General features: G+C 69.4%; 16 protein-coding genes. 10 read left to right on the plus strand and 6 right to left on the minus strand.

The window, feature by feature from the left end:
- Nucleotides 1-5: 5 nt before the first annotated feature.
- On the plus strand, nt 6-683 hold the full coding sequence (locus tag AC069I_RS10810; protein WP_034320386.1) for a uracil-DNA glycosylase: 678 nt from the start codon (nt 6-8) through the stop codon (nt 681-683).
- 238 nt (nt 684-921) lie between these two features.
- Here the strand turns inward: AC069I_RS10810 and rpmB are convergent, their stop codons facing one another.
- On the minus strand, nt 922-1,113 hold the full coding sequence (gene rpmB / locus AC069I_RS10815) for a 50S ribosomal protein L28 (protein ID WP_007031450.1): 192 nt from the start codon (nt 1,111-1,113) through the stop codon (nt 922-924).
- 133 nt (nt 1,114-1,246) lie between these two features.
- On the opposite strand from rpmB, the gene AC069I_RS10820 reads away from it, so the two are divergent.
- The 3 genes from AC069I_RS10820 to AC069I_RS10830 all read left to right on the plus strand — a co-directional run bounded on the left by AC069I_RS10820 (nt 1,247) and on the right by AC069I_RS10830 (nt 5,452).
- On the plus strand, nt 1,247-2,830 hold the full coding sequence (locus AC069I_RS10820; protein WP_478225749.1) for a DAK2 domain-containing protein: 1,584 nt from the start codon (nt 1,247-1,249) through the stop codon (nt 2,828-2,830).
- A 4-nt stretch (nt 2,831-2,834) separates the two neighbouring features.
- The gene (gene recG / locus AC069I_RS10825; RefSeq protein ID WP_478265289.1) at nt 2,835-4,988 is read left to right on the plus strand and encodes an ATP-dependent DNA helicase RecG; all 2,154 of its coding nucleotides are present in this window, start codon (nt 2,835-2,837) and stop codon (nt 4,986-4,988) included.
- A gap of 83 nt (nt 4,989-5,071) precedes the next feature.
- Entirely contained in the window at nt 5,072-5,452 is a 381-nt protein-coding gene (locus AC069I_RS10830; RefSeq protein ID WP_478265290.1) for a hypothetical protein, read from the plus strand.
- Nucleotides 5,453-5,575: 123 nt separating this feature from the next.
- On the opposite strand, the gene AC069I_RS10835 is transcribed toward AC069I_RS10830, so the two are convergent.
- Nucleotides 5,576-6,193: a TetR/AcrR family transcriptional regulator gene (locus AC069I_RS10835; protein ID WP_478225746.1), complete on the minus strand. Its 618-nt coding sequence runs from the start codon at nt 6,191-6,193 to the stop codon at nt 5,576-5,578.
- 31 nt (nt 6,194-6,224) lie between these two features.
- Here AC069I_RS10835 and AC069I_RS10840 point away from each other — a divergent pair, with 31 nt between their 5' ends.
- From AC069I_RS10840 to AC069I_RS10860, 5 genes are all read left to right on the plus strand, one after another.
- Nucleotides 6,225-7,385, plus strand: coding sequence for an erythromycin esterase family protein (locus tag AC069I_RS10840; RefSeq protein ID WP_478265291.1), 1,161 nt, complete (start codon nt 6,225-6,227; stop codon nt 7,383-7,385).
- 69 nt (nt 7,386-7,454) lie between these two features.
- A complete protein-coding gene (locus AC069I_RS10845) occupies nt 7,455-8,354 on the plus strand; it encodes a S8 family peptidase (protein ID WP_478225859.1) in 900 nt (299 codons plus the stop codon).
- 88 nt (nt 8,355-8,442) lie between these two features.
- Nucleotides 8,443-11,820: a pyruvate carboxylase gene (locus AC069I_RS10850; RefSeq protein ID WP_478225744.1), complete on the plus strand. Its 3,378-nt coding sequence runs from the start codon at nt 8,443-8,445 to the stop codon at nt 11,818-11,820.
- A 93-nt stretch (nt 11,821-11,913) separates the two neighbouring features.
- A complete protein-coding gene (locus AC069I_RS10855; RefSeq protein ID WP_478225743.1) occupies nt 11,914-12,708 on the plus strand; it encodes an arginase family protein in 795 nt (264 codons plus the stop codon).
- Nucleotides 12,709-12,928: 220 nt separating this feature from the next.
- Nucleotides 12,929-14,209: a PucR family transcriptional regulator gene (locus tag AC069I_RS10860; protein WP_478225742.1), complete on the plus strand. Its 1,281-nt coding sequence runs from the start codon at nt 12,929-12,931 to the stop codon at nt 14,207-14,209.
- A gap of 201 nt (nt 14,210-14,410) precedes the next feature.
- Here AC069I_RS10860 and AC069I_RS10865 read toward each other — a convergent pair whose 3' ends face one another.
- From AC069I_RS10865 to AC069I_RS10880, 4 genes are all read right to left on the minus strand, one after another.
- Complete coding sequence (locus tag AC069I_RS10865; RefSeq protein WP_478265292.1) at nt 14,411-14,923, minus strand: hypothetical protein; 513 nt, start codon at nt 14,921-14,923, stop codon at nt 14,411-14,413.
- Between the two features lie 44 nt (nt 14,924-14,967).
- Nucleotides 14,968-15,276 carry a hypothetical protein gene (locus AC069I_RS10870; RefSeq protein WP_478265293.1) on the minus strand — a complete coding sequence of 103 codons (309 nt, stop codon included), beginning with the start codon at nt 15,274-15,276 and terminating at the stop codon, nt 14,968-14,970.
- On the minus strand, nt 15,240-16,616 hold the full coding sequence (locus AC069I_RS10875) for a DUF6801 domain-containing protein (protein ID WP_478265294.1): 1,377 nt from the start codon (nt 16,614-16,616) through the stop codon (nt 15,240-15,242). The genes AC069I_RS10870 and AC069I_RS10875 overlap by 37 nt, the downstream gene beginning before the upstream one ends.
- A gap of 73 nt (nt 16,617-16,689) precedes the next feature.
- Nucleotides 16,690-17,295, minus strand: coding sequence for a DUF6801 domain-containing protein (locus AC069I_RS10880; protein WP_478225739.1), 606 nt, complete (start codon nt 17,293-17,295; stop codon nt 16,690-16,692).
- Between the two features lie 366 nt (nt 17,296-17,661).
- Here AC069I_RS10880 and AC069I_RS10885 point away from each other — a divergent pair, with 366 nt between their 5' ends.
- On the plus strand, nt 17,662-18,576 hold the full coding sequence (locus AC069I_RS10885; protein WP_478265295.1) for an RCC1 domain-containing protein: 915 nt from the start codon (nt 17,662-17,664) through the stop codon (nt 18,574-18,576).
- The last annotated feature ends 44 nt before the right edge of the window (nt 18,577-18,620 follow it).

Raw genomic sequence — 18,620 nt, forward strand, 5'->3', positions numbered from 1 at the left:
ACGCCGTGACCGCACGACCGCTGCAGGACATCGTCGAAGCAGGCTGGGCGCAGGCCCTCGAACCGGTGGCGCCGCAGGTCGCCGCGATGGGGGAATTCCTCCGCGCGGAGATCGCCGCGGGCCGGACCTATCTCCCGGCGGGTGAACACGTGCTGCGGGCGTTCCAGCAGCCGTTCCACGACGTGCGGGTGCTGATCGTCGGCCAGGACCCGTACCCGACGCCCGGGCACGCCGTCGGGCTGAGCTTTTCGGTGGCGCCGGACGTCCGGCCGATCCCGAAGAGCCTGATCAACATCTACAAGGAGTACTGCGAGGACCTCGGGCACCCGTTGCCGTCGAACGGCGACCTGACGCCGTGGGCAGACCAGGGTGTCCTGCTGCTCAACAGGTCGCTGACGGTGCAGCCCGGGAAGTCGAACTCGCACCAGGGCAAGGGCTGGGAAGCCGTCACCGAGCAGGCCATCAAGGCCCTCGCCGCCCGGGACGAGCCGATGGTGGCGATCCTGTGGGGCCGCAACGCGCGGAACCTGAAGCCGATGCTGGGGAAGGTGCCGTGCATCGAGTCGGCGCACCCGAGCCCGCTTTCGGCGCACGCCGGTTTCTTCGGCTCGCGACCCTTCAGCCGGGCGAACCAGCTGCTGGAGCAGCAGGGCGCCGGTCCCGTGGACTGGAAGCTCCCCTGACTCTCTTGTGGCAGTGGTGACCGATGTGACTCCTGAGGTGAAGCCGCCGTCCGTGAAGGCCTCCTTCACTACCTTCAGGGTAGGGAAGGAGGCCTTCACGACATCTTGGCTCGGCAAGGCGGCCTTTCGCGGAAGGCGGCCCCACTGGCCGGCCCGGCCCCGGTCCCGCGAAGAACCCACCCCACACAAAAAATGGCGGGTGCTCCGAAGAGCACCCGCCATTCCCCAAAAAACCGGCTCAGCCGCGAACGACCTTGCCCGCCTTGATGCACGAGGTGCAGGCGTTCAGGCGCTTGCGCTGGGACAGACCGATCTTGGCGTGAACGGTCTGGATGTTCGGGTTCCACCGGCGGTTGGTACGCCGGTGGGAGTGCGAGACCGACTTGCCAAAGCCCGGTCCCTTGCCACAGACGTCGCACACGGCAGCCACGTCGAACTCCTCTGGATCTGGGACAAAGAATGATGCGCCCAGCATGCTGGGCAACTCGACCATAGTAACCAGTGGCTCAGAGCCCTCCGGCACCGGGTCGATACCCTCGCTGGAACAGCTAGGAGGTTACGCGGTGCGGGTGCTGGACGTGGCGGCGGTGTCGGCTTGGTCGGCGGCCTGTGTGCACAGCTTGGCGGTGCTCCGGCCGGCGATCGACGGCATCAACGTCTACCCGGTCGCCGACTCCGACACCGGCTCCAACCTGCTGTTCACCATGACCGCGGCCCGTGACGCGCTGGCCGAGGCCGAGCCCGCGACGGCCGCCGAGGCGCTGTCGGTGTTCGCCAAGGGCGCGGTCGCGGCGGCCAAGGGCAACTCGGGCGTGATCATGTCGCAGGTCGTGCGCGGGATCGCCGAGTCGGCGGCCGTGAGGGAACTCGACGGGCCGGGGCTCGCGGAGGCGCTCGGCTGCGCGGACAGGGCCGCCACGGGAGCGGTGAGCCGTCCGGTGGCCGGGACCATCTTGACCGTCCTCCACACTGTCGCCGCCGCCGTCCGTGACGTGACAGGGTCACTCGAAGAGGTGGCCGCCGCGGCGGCGAGCATCGCCGCCGAAGCTCTCGAAGAGACCCCGAAGCAGCTGCCAGTCCTGGCGGTGGCCGGTGTGGTCGACGCGGGCGCCCGCGGCCTCGTCGCGGTCCTCGATGCTCTTTCCGGCGTGATCTCCGGCGGCCTCACCGAGCCGGAGCACCCGCTCGAGGCGCATCACCATCACACGATCGAGGCGCCGACGGCCTGGGAGGTCATGTACCTGCTCGACGGCGTCGACGAAACCAGTCTCCCCGGGCTTCGCAAGACCCTCAGCGGCCTCGGCGACAGCGTCACGGTCGCCGGGGACGGCGCCGGCGCGTATGCCGTCCACGTCCATTGCGCGGACATCGGCGCGGCACTGGAGGCCGGGATCGAGCTCGGCCGCCCCCGCCGGGTCCGGGTCGAGCCGCTGATCACGCCCACCCCGGTCGAGGTCGGCGGCGGGATCGACCGTTCGGTGGTCGCCGTGGTCCACGGTGGGCCGCTGGCCGAACTCCTCCGCGCGGAGGGGGTCGCGGTGCTTTCGGTCCCGCACGGGGTCCAGCCGACGGTCGAGGAGATGCTGGGCCTGATCAACGAGGCCGCCGGGCATCACGTCACCCTCCTTCCCGGCGGTCAGGAGCTGACCGCGGCGGCCGACGCGGCGGCGGGTCACGCGATGGCCGCGGATCGCGACGTCGTCGTCATCCCGTGCGTGTCACCTGTCCAGGTGCTCGCCGCGCTGGCCGTCCACGACCAGGACCGCCGCACCAACGACGACGTGGTCGCGATGGCCGAAGCGGCCGCCGCCACCAGGCGTGGCGAACTGAGGATCGCGCAAGAGGAGTCGCTAACCTGGGTGGGCCGGGCGCAGGCCGGTGACGTCGTCGGTCTCGTCGACGGCGAGGTCGTGCTGATCGAGCCCGCGCCCGCCTCGGAGACGAGCCTGGTCGCGGCGGCGGTCGGCGTGCTGAACCGGATGCTGGCCCTCGGCGGCGAGCTGGTCACCGTGCTGACCGGGCTCGACGCGCCGGTCCGGCTGCCCGGTGAGCTGGCCGATCAGCTGCGCCTGGAGCATCCCGAGGTCGAAGTGACGAGTTACGCGGGCGGCCAAACCGACGCCGTGCTGCTGATGGGGGTGGAGTGACCGCATGACCAACCTGCGCGCGGACCTCAAGCTGGTCGTCGGCGCGGCGACGGCGAAGGCCCTCGCCAAGGGCCTCAAGATCGAGACGGTCAGCGACCTCCTGCGTCACTACCCGCGTCGTTACGCCGAGCGCGGCCAGCTCACCGACATCGCCGGGCTCGAACTCGGCGAGCACGCCACCGTGATGGCGCGCATCGAGCGCGTCAACAAGCGCCGGATGAAGGCGCGCAGCGGCACCCTGCTCGAAATGGTGATCACCGACGGCAAACGCCGCCTGCAGTGCACCTTCTTCAACCAGGCCTGGCGCGAAAAGGAACTCGTGCCCGGCAAGAACGGGCTCTTCGCGGGCAAGGTCACCGCCTTCCGCGACGTCCTGCAGCTGGCGAACCCCGAGTACGAGCTGTTCGACGCCGATCGTCAGGCCGAGGCGATGGACGACTTCCTCGCCGAGATCATCCCGGTGTACCCGGCGGCGCAGGGGATCCCGACCTGGGTGATCGCCAAGGCCGTCCGGCAGGTGCTGGACGTGCTGGAGGTCGACGAGGACCCGATGCCGATCGAGCTGCTCGCCCGATACGGCCTGCCCAGCCTGGAGAGCGCGCTGCGCGGTATCCACCGCCCGTCGAGCTGGCAGGTGCTGAACTCCGCGCGTGACCGGCTCAAATGGGACGAAGCCATGGCGGTGCAGCTGATTTTCGCGCAGCGCAGGCATTCCCTGGTCTCGCGGCCCGCGAAGGCCTGCCCGCACAAGGACGACGGCATCCTCGACGCCTTCGACAAACGGCTCCCGTTCGCGCTGACGTCGGGCCAGCAGGAGATCGGCGATGAGATCTCCAGGGATCTGTCCACCGAGCATCCGATGAACCGGTTGCTGCAGGGAGAGGTCGGTTCCGGCAAGACCGTGGTCGCGTTGCGCGCCATGCTGCAGGTCGTCGATTCCGGGCGGCAGGCGGCGATGCTCGCGCCGACGGAGGTCCTCGCCGCTCAGCACGCCCGATCGCTGCGCGAGATGCTCGGCGACCTCGGGCAGGCGGGCGAGCTCGGCGGCGCGGAGAACGCGACGCGCGTGACCCTGCTGACCGGTTCGATGGGCGCCAAGGAACGCAAGAAGGCGTTGCTGGAGACGGTCAGCGGTGAGGCCGGGATCATCGTCGGCACGCACGCGCTCATCCAGGACACGGTGTCGTTCGCGGATCTCGGCCTGGCCGTGGTCGACGAGCAGCACCGCTTCGGGGTGGAGCAGCGAGACGCGCTGCGCTCCCGCGGCTCCGACGAGACCAGCCCGCACGTGCTCGTCATGACCGCGACGCCCATCCCGCGCACGGTCGCGATGACCGTCTACGGCGATCTGGAGATCTCCGCGCTGCGCGAGATGCCGGTCGGCCGGTCGCCGATCAAGACGTCGGTGGTGCCGGTCGCGGAGCGGCCGGCCTGGCTGGACAGGGCGTGGCAGCGGGTCCGCGAGGAATGCGGCAAGGGCCACCAGGCGTACATCGTCTGCCCGCGTATCGGCGACGAACCGGCGTCGGACAAGGGTGACAAGCGGCCCGCGCTGGCGGTCCTCGACGTGGCGCCCGAGCTGGCCGAAGGACCGTTGAAGGGCTTGAAGATCGGGGTCCTGCACGGCCGGATGCCCGCCGACGACAAGGACGCCGTGATGCAGGCGTTCTCCAGGGGTGACCTGGACGTGCTCGTCGCCACCACCGTGATCGAGGTCGGCGTGAACGTGCCGAACGCGACCGCGATGGTGATCATGGACGCCGACCGGTTCGGCATCAGCCAGCTGCACCAGCTGCGCGGCCGGGTCGGCCGGGGCAGTGTGCCGGGGCTTTGCCTGCTGGTCACCGAAACCCTGGACGGGACGACCACCCGCGAGCGGCTGGCCGCCGTCGAGTCCACGACGGACGGTTTCGAACTGTCCAGAATGGACCTGGAACTGCGCCGCGAGGGCGACATCCTCGGTGCCGCGCAGTCGGGGAAGAAGTCGACCCTGAAGCTGCTGTCGCTGCTGCGCGACGAGGACGTCATCGCCGAGGCGAGGGCCCGCGCGTTGGAAATCGTCGAGAAGGATCCGGCCTTGGGTAATTACTTGGGGCTGGCGCATATGATCGCCGACGTCGTCGACGAAGATCGCGTGGAATACCTGGAAAAAAGCTGACGTGAACATCTCTGCCCGATCGGACCTTGCCGCCGGGCGGGCCGCGGGGTTTCCTCGTTCCGTACGGGCGAGGGAGGCCGGGGATGACAGCAGCGGTGCGGGTCCGGTTCGGTGAGGACGGGGCCGACGCGGAACGGGTCGACCAGCTCACCGGGTACCTCCGAAGCGAACTGATCGATCGCGGGGTCGCCGAGGTCAAGGCGCTGCCCGCCGGTCCGGCGCCGCCCGGCTCGCGGGGATTCGACGTCGCGACGGTGGGCGGACTGCTGGTCACGCTGGGACAGTCCGCCGAGGGACTGCGTTCGGTCGTCGCGGCCGTGCGGGAGTGGCTTTCGCGCGGCGGACGGGTCAAACGCACGGTGCGGCTGGAGACCGACGGCGACGTGCTGGAGCTGTCCGAAGCGACGCTCACCGATCAGGACAAGCTCGTCGATCTCTTCGTGAGCAGGCATTCGTCGTCATGACCGGCGAGCGGCGTGCCTTGATCATCGCCACCGGGGAGTACGACAACCCCGGGCTGAGCGCGCTGCGGTCCCTCCCGCATTCAGAGGACTAAATGCGGTCGTTGGCACCCCGAACTACCGCATTTAGTCCTCTGAATGCGGGAGGGGGACGAAGGCGCCGGACACGGCAGCGGCGGCCACGGCCCGTGCGATGACCCGCGCCTCCGCCACCGTGACGCTTTCCCGCGACAGGAAAAGCCGGTAGAAGATCGGTCCGCACACCGCCCGCACCAGCTCGTCGCCGTCCGTGCCGGAAGGGATCTCGCCCCGCGCGACGGCCCGCTCCGCGATCGGCGCCATGCGCAGGTGCCGGTCGGCGTAGAAGTCGTGCAGTGCCTCGGCCGCTTGCGGCGACTGGAACGCCGCCAGCACCGACGCCGTGGGCAGTTCCTTCAGCGCGGGCTCGGTGAAGTACCGCACGACCTCGGCGGCCACTTCGTACAGATCGTCTTCGAGCGAACCGGTGTCGGGCGCCGTCCAGTCGTCCTCCGCGCCCATCTGCAGCGCGGCGGCGACGAGGCCGTCCGGCGAGGACCAGCGCCGGTACACCGTGGTCTTGTGCACCCCGGACCGCTCGGCGACCGCGTCCACGGTCAGTTCGCCGAACCCGCGTTCGGCCAGCAGGTCGAGGGTGGCGTGCAGCACGGCCTGGCGGGTGCGTTCGGTCCGGCCGCCGGGCCGCTGGGTACCGGAGGTTGCCAATTGCTACTCCTGTTGCGTTAGTGTGAGCAGTATGTCAGACCCAGCGAAGATCGCCGAACTCATCGGTGACGCGACGATCGTCGCCATCGGTGAGAACAACCACCACATCCACGAGTTCGGCGACCTGCGCAATCGTTTGCTCCGGCACCTCGTCGAGCAGCACGGTTTCCGGGTCGTGGCCTTCGAATCCGGCTTTGCCGAGGGCAAGCTCGTCGAAGACTGGCTGAACGGCGCCCCGGGCGACGTCGCCGACATCGGCCGCGACGGCTTCACCTTCTCGCTCGGGGAATCGCCTGAGGCCCACGAAATGCTCACGTGGCTCCACGAACGGGGCGACGTCCGGTACTACGGCCTCGATGTGCCGAGTTCCGCGGGCTCGCCGGTGCCGTCGCTCGACGCGGCCCGCGCCTATCTGTCCACTGTGGATGACGCCGCGACGAGCCTGGTCGACGCGGCGATCGAGGCGACCAAGGGGTACGCGTCGGTCAGCAGCGCGGAGGCGCCCGCCAAGTACGCCGCACTCGACGACGCCGCCAAGGACAAGGCGACCGCGGCGCTCACCCGGCTCAAGACGCACCTGACCTCGTTGCGTCCCGTCTACGGGGACACCGCCGTCGCGGAGCACCACGTCGAAGGCGCACTGCGCGTCGACGCGTACCTCGCCGAGGTCGCCGCGATGATGTCCGGCGACGCGCCCGCCCTGCAGAGCGGTTCGCGCGACGCGTACATGGCGGAGACCGTCCGGTTGATCCGGCGGCTGCACGGCGCCGGCACGAAGATCGTCGTGATGCTCCACAACGGACACCTCCAGCGCGTCCCGTTCTCGCCGTTCCCCGGGCTCACCTCACCTTCGGCGGGCACGCATCTGGCCGCCGAGTTCGGCGACGACTACTTCGCGCTCGGGCTCACCGCCGTCGAGGGCGAGACCACCGGGCTCAAGCCCGATCCGGCCGCGCGGCTCGGTTTCACCGTGTACCGCCAAGAACTGGACGCACCGGCCGAAGGCAGCGTCGAAGCCGAAGGCCCCGGGCTCGTGGACCTCCGCGCACGACGGGGAACCGCGGGCCCCCAGAGCATCCGGCACGCGCATCTGTTCAACCCCGTCGACGTCGCCGACGCCTTCGACGCGCTGGTCTGCTTCCCGAAATCGACGGTCAGCGGCCATATCGGGCAAGACCAGTCGAATGGGTGACACTCCGGGGTTGCCGCCCCCGGTGGACAGGCGTAGAGCCAAGGCATGATCATTCGACTGGTACGGGTCATGGCCGCGCTGGCGCTCCTGGTGCTGGTGGCGCCGCCAGCCTCCGCGACGGAAGTCCAGCAGAACCCGCCGAACTGGGGGCTGGACCGGATCGACCAGCGAACGGGTCTCGACCAGCTCTACCACTACGAGACCGACGCGAAGGACGTCACGGTCTACGTGATCGACAGCGGGGTCGACGCGGCGCATCCGGACTTCGGCGGCCGGGTGAAGCCCGGTAAGGACTTCCTCAACGGCGGCACGGACACCACCGACACCAATGGTCACGGCACGTACCTGGCCGGTGTCGCCGCGTCGAGGACCTTCGGGGTCGCGAAGGGCGCGCAGATCGTCCCGGTCCGGGTGATCGACGCACAGGGCGGCGGCGCGACGGACAAGATCATCGCGGGTATCGACTGGGTGACGCGGAACGCGCAGCAGCCCGCCGTCGCCGTCCTCGGTATCGGCGGCACGGCCAACGACCAGCTCGACGCCGCCGTCCGGGCGCTCGCGGCGGTCGTCCCGGTCGCCCTCCCGGCGGGCGGCGAGGCCACCGACGCGGGCAAGTTCTCCCCCGGACGGGTCACCGAAGCGCTCACCGTCGGCTCGACCGACGCGAGCGACCAGGTCGGGTCGACGTCGAACCACGGCGAGGTCGTCGACCTCTTCGCGCCCGGCGTGGACGTGCCGGGACCCAACGCCGGTGGCAGCGGCGGAAGGGTGCTCAGCGGCACGTCGTCGGCCGCCGCGCACGTCGCCGGGGTGGCCGCACTGTACCGATCGCAGCATCCCGCGGTCTCCGCGCCGGACGTCGTGAAAGCACTGGTGGACCTCGCCGCCGTCGACGTGCTGACCGGGGTCCACGAGGGCACCGCGAACAGGTTGCTGCAGAGTCCCGGAGCGCAACTCAGCCAGGGATGATGTCCATCACCTGGGCAACAACTCCCGCCCTGCGGGACCGAACAGGTAACGTGCCTCACCTACCGATCCGATGATGGGAAGGACCGGCATGTTCCGCAAGGTACTGGTCGCCAACCGGGGTGAGATCGCCATCCGCGCGTTCCGCGCCGGATTCGAGCTCGGCGCGGGCACGGTGGCTGTGTTCCCGCACGAAGACCGCAATTCGCTCCACCGGCTGAAGGCCGACGAGGCCTACGAGATCGGCGAACCCGGTCACCCGGTGCGGGCCTATCTGTCGGTCGAGGAGATCGTCGCGGCCGCCAAGAAGGCGGGCGCGGACGCCGTTTACCCCGGCTACGGCTTCCTCTCCGAGAACCCGGACCTCGCGCGCGCGTGCGAGGACGAAGGCATCACCTTCGTCGGACCGAGCGCGGACATCCTCGAACTGACCGGCAACAAGGCCCGCGCGGTCAAGGCCGCGCGCGAGGCCGGGGTGCCGGTGCTGGGTTCTTCCGAACCCTCCTCCGACGTCGACGCGCTGATCGCCGCCGCCGAGGAGATCGGCTTCCCGGTCTTCGTGAAGGCCGTCGCCGGTGGTGGCGGACGCGGTATGCGTCGCGTCCAGGAGCCCGCGCAGCTGCGCGAGTCCATCGAGGCCGCCGCGCGTGAGGCCGAGTCGGCCTTCGGCGACCCGACGGTGTTCATCGAGAAGGCCGTCGTCGAGCCGCGCCACATCGAGGTCCAGATCCTCGCCGACGGCGCGGGCAACGTGATCCACCTCTTCGAGCGCGACTGCTCGGTCCAGCGGCGGCACCAGAAGGTCGTCGAGCTGGCCCCCGCGCCGAACCTGCCGTCCGAACTGCGGGACCGGATCTGCTCCGACGCGGTGAAGTTCGCCCGCCAGATCGGTTATCGCAACGCCGGCACCGTCGAGTTCCTGCTCGACCGGGACGGCAACCACGTCTTCATCGAGATGAACCCGCGCATCCAGGTCGAGCACACGGTGACCGAAGAGGTCACCGACGTCGACCTCGTCCAGTCGCAGCTGCGCATCGCCTCCGGCGAGACGCTCGACGACCTGGGGCTGTCGCAGGACAAGGTGTACCTGCGCGGCGCCGCCCTGCAGTGCCGCATCACCACCGAGGATCCCGCCAACGGCTTCCGCCCGGACACCGGGATGATCAGCGCGTACCGCTCGCCCGGTGGCTCCGGTATCCGTCTCGACGGCGGGACGGCGTTCTCCGGCACCGAGATCAGCGCGCACTTCGACTCGCTGCTGGTGAAGCTCACCTGCCGCGGCCGCGACTTCAAGACCGCCGTCGGCCGCGCCCGCCGCGCCGTCGCCGAGTTCCGGATCCGCGGTGTGGCCACGAACATCCCGTTCCTGCAGGCCGTGCTCGACGACCCGGACTTCCGCGAAGGCCGCGTCACGACGTCGTTCATCGAGGAGCGCCCGCATCTGCTCACCGCGCGCCATTCGGCCGACCGAGGGACCAGGCTGCTGACCTACCTCGCCGACAAGACGGTCAACAAACCGCACGGCGAGCGTCCGCGCACCCTCGATCCGCAGGTCAAGCTGCCGAAGCTGCCCAAGGGGCTCGAACCGGCGCCCGGCTCGAAGCAGAAGCTCACCGAACTGGGCCCGGACGGTTTCGCCCGCTGGCTGCGGGAGTCGCCGACCATCGGCGTCACCGACACCACCTTCCGTGACGCGCACCAGTCGCTGCTCGCCACCCGGGTGCGGACGAAGGACCTCCTCGCGGTCGCGCCGGTGGTCGCTCGGACCACGCCGCAGCTGCTTTCGCTGGAATGCTGGGGCGGCGCGACCTACGACGTCGCGCTGAGGTTCCTGGCGGAGGACCCGTGGGAGCGGCTGGCGAAGCTGCGGGAAGCGGTGCCGAACATCTGCCTGCAGATGTTGCTGCGGGGCCGTAACACCGTCGGGTACACGCCGTACCCCACCGAGGTGACCAACGCCTTCGTCGAGGAGGCGACGGCGACCGGCATCGACATCTTCCGGATCTTCGACGCGCTCAACGACGTCGAGCAGATGCGCCCGGCGATCGAAGCCGTCCGCGAGACCGGCACCGCCGTCGCCGAGGTGGCGCTCTGCTACACCTCGGACCTGTCGGACCCGGCGGAGAAGCTGTACACGCTGGACTACTACCTCAAGCTGGCGGAGCAGATCGTCGGCGCGGGGGCGCACGTCCTGGCCATCAAGGACATGGCGGGCCTGCTGCGGGCGCCGGCGGCGGCGCGGCTGGTTTCCGCGCTGCGCAAGGAGTTCGACCTCCCCGTGCACATCCACACGCACGACACCGCGGGTGGCCAGCTGGCGACGTACCTGGCCGCGATCCAGGCCGGGGCGGACGCCGTCGACGGTGCCGTCGCGTCCATGGCGGGCACGACGTCGCAGCCGTCGCTTTCCGCGCTCGTCGCGGCCACCGACCACTCGGACCGGCCGACCGGGCTCGACCTGCAGGCGATCGGTGACCTGGAGCCGTACTGGGAGAGCGTGCGCAAGATCTACGCGCCGTTCGAGGCGGGGCTCTCCTCGCCGACCGGGCGGGTGTACCACCACGAGATCCCGGGCGGTCAGCTGTCGAACCTGCGCACCCAGGCGATTTCGCTCGGTCTCGGGGAGCGGTTCGAGGACATCGAGGCGATGTACGCGGCCGCGGACAAGATCCTCGGCCACCTGGTCAAGGTCACGCCTTCGTCCAAAGTGGTCGGTGACCTGGCGCTGCACCTCGTCGGCGCGGGTGTCTCGCCGTCCGACTTCGAGGCGGAGCCGAACAAGTTCGACATCCCCGACTCGGTGATCGGCTTCCTGCGCGGCGAACTGGGCGACCCGCCCGGGGGCTGGCCGGAGCCGTTCCGCACGAAGGCACTCGAAGGCCGCGCGCGGCCGAAGCCGGTGCAGGAACTGTCCGAAGAGGACCGCAAGGGGCTGGCCGAGAACCGGCGCGCGACGCTGAACCGGCTGCTGTTCCCCGGGCCCACGAAGGACTTCGAGGCGCACCGCGAGCAGTACGGTGACACCTCCGTCCTGCCGTCCAAGGACTTCTTCTACGGCCTGCGGCCGGGCGAGGAGTACTCGGTCGACCTCGAACAGGGTGTCCGGCTGCTGATCGAGCTTGAGGCCATCGGCGAGGCGGACGAGCGCGGGCTGCGCACGGTGATGTCCACGCTCAACGGCCAGCTGCGCCCGATCCAGGTCCGCGACACCTCGATCGCGTCGGACATCCCGGCGACGGAGAAGGCCGACAAGGGCGACCCGAAGCAGATCGCCGCGCCGTTCGCGGGCGTGGTCACGTTGCAGGTGTCCGAGGGCGACGAGGTCGAGGCCGGTGCGACGGTCGCGACCATCGAGGCGATGAAGATGGAGGCGTCGATCACCGCGGCGAGCGGCGGCAAGGTGTCGCGGCGCGCGATCAACGCCGTCCAGCAGGTGGAAGGCGGGGACCTGCTCCTCGTCCTGGAGTGACCTAATCCGGAGTGCCGTGAAGGCCTCCTTCCCTACCTTCAGGGTAGGGAAGGAGGCCTTCACGGACTTGCGGCCGCCGCTAGCCTGGACCGGGTGCTGATCAACGCCGTACCCCAGTTCCAGGGCGCTCTGACCGAACGCGCGCCGGAGTTGCCCGAAGGTTGCGTCGCGCTCGCCGAGCTCGCGGGCCACGTGCTGGGCGTGCCGGTGCACCACATCCGGCAGACCCGCGAGACGTCGCCCGCGGTCGACGGCATCGCCAACCGCGCGGTGCTCACCGGCGCGAACCGCGCCGCACAGCTCGCCGCCCTCGAAGCACCGGGCGGCCCGGTGCTCACCATCGGCGGGGACTGCGGCGTCGAGCTGATCCCGATCGGGGTCGCGCGCTACCGCTTCGGGCCGGGGCTCGGCGTCGCCTGGTTCGACGCGCATTCCGACCTCAACACCGCGGAGACGTCGCCGTCCGGCGCGTTCCACGGCATGGTGCTGCGGTCGCTGCTCGGCGAGGGCGACCCGGAGTTCGCCGCGAACCCGCCGGTCGAACCCGGACGCGTCGTCCTCGCGGGGACGAGGGCCTTCGACGACGCCGAGCGGGCCGTGGTCGACCGCGGGCTCGTCGTCGAGACGGCCGACGTCGCCGCCGGGCTGGCCGGCGCGGACAAGGTCTACGTCCATCTCGATCTCGACGTGCTCGACCCGGCGGAGTTCGACGGGCTGAACTATCCGGAGCCCGGTGGCTTGACGATCGAGCGCCTGGTGGCGATGCTTCGCGGGCTGAGCGGGTTCGAGGTCGTGGGCGCGGGGATCACCGAATGCGCCGGCACCGAGGTCCGCGTGCTGGAGCCCGTGCTCGAAGTACTCGGGGAATTGCTCACCGGAAAGCAGTGACGCTCCGTATTCATCGGCCGTTCGTACGTACCGCGCGAGGCGTTTGCCGGGCACTTGTCATCAAAATTCAGGGATGACCCGTGATTTTGTCACGATGGTGACAAGAAATCGGTTTCTTCTGCGAAAGGTGACACATTCACGAGCGACTCCGCGATGTGTTCGTTGTCACCTCACGACGATCGTGGGATGTCGGGACGCTGGGCGGAGCAAAGGAGCTGCGATGTCGGTGGAGCGCGGAATCGAACACGCTGCGCAGCCCCCTGCGGCACTTCCCCGTAAGCTCGCCGACATTTTGCGACCGGAACTGGGCAGTCTCGCCAACGAGATCGTCGACGAGATCCGGGCGACCATCCCCGCGTACGCGCGCCCGCTCGACGGGCCGTACGGGAAGTCGATCCGCGCGGGCGTCGAGTACGCGATCACGTTGTTCGTCGCCCAGATCGCGGATCCGAGCGTCTCCAAGGAACAGTCGCACGAGGTCCACCACCGCCTCGGGCAGAACGAGATGCGGGAGGGCCGGAGCCTCGACACCCTCCAGTCGGCGTACCGGGTCGGCGCCAGGGTTTCATGGCGGCGCATCATGCGGGTCGGCCGCCGCAGCGGTCTCTCGTCCGCGGTCATGTCGCAACTGGCCGACGCGATGCTCGCGTTCATGGACGAACTCGCGTCCGTCGCGCTGGACGGATACCTCGAAGCGAAGGCGCGCACCGCGGGGGCGCTGGACACCTGGCGCCGCAAACTGCTGCACCTGGTGCTGGAAACCCCGCCCGCGCCGTCGAAGGCGATCGCGGAACTCGCGCAGCTGACCGGCTGGACGGTGCCCGAGCGCGCGACGCCGGTGGTGCTGCACCCGATCGGCGAAACCGTCAGACCCCGGCGGCACAACGCCGTGGATTCGGACGTGCTCGCCGAACTCGACTGCGCTGAGCCGCGTGTGCTCGTCCCCGGCGAGATCTCCGTCGCCCGCCTGGCCACTCTGCAGGCCGCGCTGCCGGACTACCGGCTCTCGATCGGCCCGTGCCGCCCGCTGGACTCCGTCGCCGATTCCCTCCGCTGGGCGCGCGAGGCCCTGCACCTGTCCGAACGCGGCATCATCCAGGCCCGCCGGGTGATCCGCGCCGAAGAACACCTCGCCACCCTGCTCGTGAACGCGGACGCCGCGCTGACCTGCCAGTTGCGCGACCGCCTGTTCGCCCCGCTCGCGGAGATGACCGGGAAACAGCGGGAACGGCTGCTCGAAACCCTGCGAGCCTGGCTCGACAGCCAGGGCAACGTCGTCGACATCGCCGAGCGTCTCCAGGTCCACCCGCAGACCGTGCGCTACCGCATGCGGCAGTTGCAGGCGACGTTCGGCGAGCACCTGCGGGACCCGGGGGCACGGTTCGAGATGGAGCTCGCGCTGCGGGCCGGGGTCAGCCCTTCGGCGTCGGCGGGGTTCGCGCTGCCTGAGGTGCTTCCGGCGCCGCGGAAGAGTCCACAGTGGACGCCGAGTGGCTCGTAGCGACCTGGTTGCCGCCGGGGTGACCCCGGTGAGCCGCGCGCAGCTTCTCCGATTCGGAGGAGACCGGCGGCGTGACCGGCTGTCCCGCCGTCACCGGTGCGGCCTCGGCGATCCGGGCCGGGACCGTCAGGACGGCGGCCACGCTGAGGGCCGCGACGACGAAGGCCGTCCGTGCGCCGACGGGTCTCCGGATCCGGGCTCTCACAGCGTTTTCCATTGCTCGTAGCGCTCCTTTTCCGCGGAAGGGGGCAAGAGGTGGTCGATCCGCCTGAGCCGGCTGAGCAGGCTCAACCGTCCGACGATCGCGCGGGCTTCAGGTCCTGGCGACGGACCCGCCAGGAGTTCGCGTGCCGTTTCGACCGGCGGCGAGTCGTGCAGGAACTCGTGGAGGAGTCGCATCGGGTCGAGGAGAGCGATGTCCGTCCTGGGGCCGACGGCGAGGATCAGCGCAGCAGTCAGATGGAACCTGTTCGCCGTCGCGGATTGCCTGCTGTATCCGCCGTAGGGCATCAGCCAGGAAAAGAACGTCTCGGCGATCTCGGCGCAGTGCCGCAACCGATCGTCGGTGAGTTCCCGGCAGTGCTTGATGAACCCGCCCCGGAAGTCCTCGTCGATCAACGCCCAGGGCGCCTCCAGCAGGTCGATCGGATTCGCCTTCGCCAGCCGCGTGGGATCGACGGCCGCCAGCCTGTCGGTCAGCTCCTCGAAGGTCATCCACCTGACCTCCGAGAACGTGGGCATAGCCGTCTGGTTTTCCTTCATGAGATGAAGTACCCCAACGCTTCGAAGGCGTTCTTGCCGATCCGGTAGTAGCCGCGGTAACGCGAATCGCTCGGCGCCTCGACACTGCCCGCGTTGGTGCGGCGGCCGGGGCCGGCCATTCGCGACTTCGACGAACCCGGCTTCGCGGCGGCCTCCCTGGACGGCGCCGTCCGGGAGGGCGGCGTCGCTCGGCCGAGACACGTGGCGCACTGGCCGAAGTGAACGGGCGGACGGCGCGCGTTCGCCGGATCGGTGGCCTCGCCGATCCTCAGCGGCGCGCCACAGGCGGATCCACATTGGGGCACTTGCGCTCCAGATCCCAGGGCAACCCGACCTGGTTGACTCCGACACAAGCCTGGTTCCCCGGCCCCGACGCCATCCCGCTCATCAGCGAGTCGAGATCCTCCTTCACACCGCAGCCCGAAAACGGGGGCAACGTGAAGTCCCGATAGGCGGGATCCGTCCACTTCGGATCGGTGCGCACGACGCCACCGGTGAACATCCCGTACTTCTCCCCGCGGAGATTGATCTTGATCGGCTCGGCGGTGAGGCAGTTGTCGCCGACGTCGAGGCCGACCCCGTTGATGGTGACCCCGCTCAGTTTCCCGTAGACCTTGAGCGGGGTGAGGACGGTCGAGCTGCCCTCCGGTTCCGGGATCGAAACGCCGTCGACGTCGATGATGTGATTGCCGGTCGCGTAGTCCTCCGGCAACAGCTCCATGGTCGCGGTGATCGGGACGAAGCCGAAACCGAGGAAGGTGATCGTGCTCGGCGGCATCATGACGGAGCCGGTGATCTTGCCGGGGCCTTCGGTGTTCTCCAGGTCGACGTGCCACACCGCGTTGACCATGAACGCGGGCTTCAGCCGGGCGAAGGCGCCGAGTTTCGTGATCGACGACGTGCCCTGCAGTTCGAACGGCTGCAACGCGATGGGGTAGAGGGCGTTGGCGTGGACGTCATCAGCGGCTCGCGCGTCGGCACCGGGCTTCTTCTGCTCACCGGGCTTGCCGGACTCCGGCTTGGGCTTCCCGAGCGGCAGGAGCGCGACACTGCCGAGCAGCGTGTTCTGGTCCGGCGCCTGGGTGCAGGTGATCGGTTTCAGCGGTGTCTCGGCGGCGGTCAGCGCGAGCGACGGCGCGCCCGTGCTCAGCCGCAGTTCGGACGGTACCTTCAGCAGGATGTCGGGGACGGTGCCCGTCGCGACCAGCTTCAGTTCGCCGGTGGCGGGCACCTTCGTCGCCGGGATCGTCAGGGAGACCGGGACCGGGGTCTTCTTGTCCCCGTTCGCGGCCGTGAGCTCGACGGTCGCACCGCCCGCGACCTCGGCGACGGCTCCGAGTGCCCCTTCGCCGATGGTGAAGGTCAGCGAGAAGTCCTTGACCTGAACGGGTTTTCCGGTCTGGACGACCTTCGGCAGCGTCGCCTGGACGTCCATGGTGACCGGCCGTTCCCCGACTGGATCCGGGAAGACACAGGTGTTCGCGAGACTCTGGTGCGCGGACGTGGCGCCTTGCAACGGTGCCGGTGGTGGTGTGGCCGGGTCGGTCGCGGCCGAAGAGGACAGTGCGCCGCTCACCCCCACGAGCAGGATGACGCCCGCCAGAACGGGAAACCTCCCGAGTGCCCGGCGAACCTGCTGCGTCATGGGTGTTCCTCTCGTGCCTTGCGCGGATGGAGACCGTGCGGGGCGGGCGTCCCCGCCCCGCACGGGTGGTTCATCAGGTGATCGGGATCGCCGGGCTGAACGCGCGGTTCTGTGCCGGGTTGGTGTTCTTCACGGTGCAGTTGAAGTTCCACGTCGTCCAGGTGCCGTCCTTCTTGTGGAAGTCCAGCGGAGCGTTGATCGTGGTGCCGAGCGAGGCGGTCGCCGAACCGGGAGCGCCGGCGGTGAACGTCGGGACACCGGTGCCCGCGCCCTGGACGATGTTGAACGACCGGGGGCCGGGCACGTACGGGTTGATCTGGGTCGGGACGTCCAGGTTCGTCACCGTCGCCGAAGTGGGCGTGGCGTTGGTGATGGTGATCGGCATGTTGGCCTTGCCGCGGACGCCGTCGTAGTTGGCGGCGTTGAGCAGCGCGTTGATGGTGGCGTTGATCGTCGCGGTCCCCGAGATGTTCGTCGGGGTGGCGGTGCCGCCCGAGGCGATCGACGTCGGGCCGTCGAACTGGGCCTTCACGTCCAGCTGCTGCTGGCCGATGCCGGGGAAGTTGCACATGTAGGCGACGGTGCCGGTGGCGTAGGTGGTCGCGGCGGCGGCCGTGCCGGCGGTGAGCACGGCGACCGCGCCCATCGCGACGGCGGTGGTGGCGACGCCGGCTGACAACTTGCCAAGTCTACGGGACATACCTGTCATCTCCTTTGATCCAGTTTACGTCTCGGGCGGCTTTCCCCATGCGCCTTTCGGCGGATTTTTCTGATCAAATATGCTCGACTCGAGCGGCTTTCTCGGTGGTGGGGTAAACCGAGGTTACCCGCGAGTTATGTACGTAACAAGGATTCATGTCGACATGTTTCGAAGTGGGCGATGGGCCCGTTCTTTCTTGTCAGCGCGCGCTGAATTCGATGATGAAGTTTGTCCGGGGATGACAAAGAGGCGGCCGATCGGTGGAACCGGGTTAACATTCCGCGCATGTCTTCCGAGAATCGACGATCGGGATCACGACGGGTAGCGGGCGTCGCGATTACCGTAATGATCGCAACGGTTTCCCTTTCCGGTACGGCAAGCGCCGCGCCGACCGGCGAAGCGCGGCCATGGGGGAGCAACGACTACGGGCAGGGGACCATACCGGCCGCGGCGCTCGGCGCCAGTGCGGTCTCCGCGGGCGCGATCACCCACCTCGCGCTCAAGCGCGGCGGGGTGATCGCCTGGGGGAATGACAGCTACGGCCAGCTGGCCGTCCCGTCCGCGGCCACGTCCGGGGTCTCGGCGATCGCCGCCGGCTGGGCGCACGAACTCGCGCTGAAGAACGGCGGTGTGATCGCCTGGGGCAACGGTTTCTACGGTCAGAACGTGGTACCGGCGGCCGCGACGTCGGGGGTCACGGCGATCTCCACCAGCGCGTACTTCAATCTGGCGCTCAAAACGAACGGCAGCGTGCTGAGCTGGGGTTCGAGGACGGCCGTGCCCACGACGGTTTCGTCGGGGGTCACCGCGATCTCGGCGGGCGGCGATCACGGGCTGGCGCTCAAGAACGGCGGCGTCGTCGCCTGGGGGAGCAACGGGAAAGGCCAGATCACCGTGCCCGCGGCGGCCACGTCCGGGGTCTCGGCGGTCTCCGCCGGGTTCCGGCACAGCATCGCGCTGAAGAACGGCGGCGTCATCGCGTGGGGCGACAACTTCTACGGCCAGGCCACGGTTCCGCCGGAGGCGCAGTCCGGCGTCGTCGCCATCGACGCGGGGTTCAACCACAATGTCGCGCTGAAAGCCGACGGGAGCGTCTTCGCCTGGGGCAGCAACGTGAAGTCGGAAAGCCGTGACACCAGCACGGAACCGCCGACGGACTTCTGGAAGTTCTCCGGGGTCTGCGCTCCGGTCTACGCCGTTTCCGCAGGTGACAGCACCGGGGTCGCGCTGGTCGACCCGACGGCGCCGTATTTCTGCTGACGGTCCGTGAAGGCCTCCTTGCCTACCCTGAAGGTAGGGAAGGA

The organism is Amycolatopsis sp. NPDC043885 (assembly GCF_056435685.1).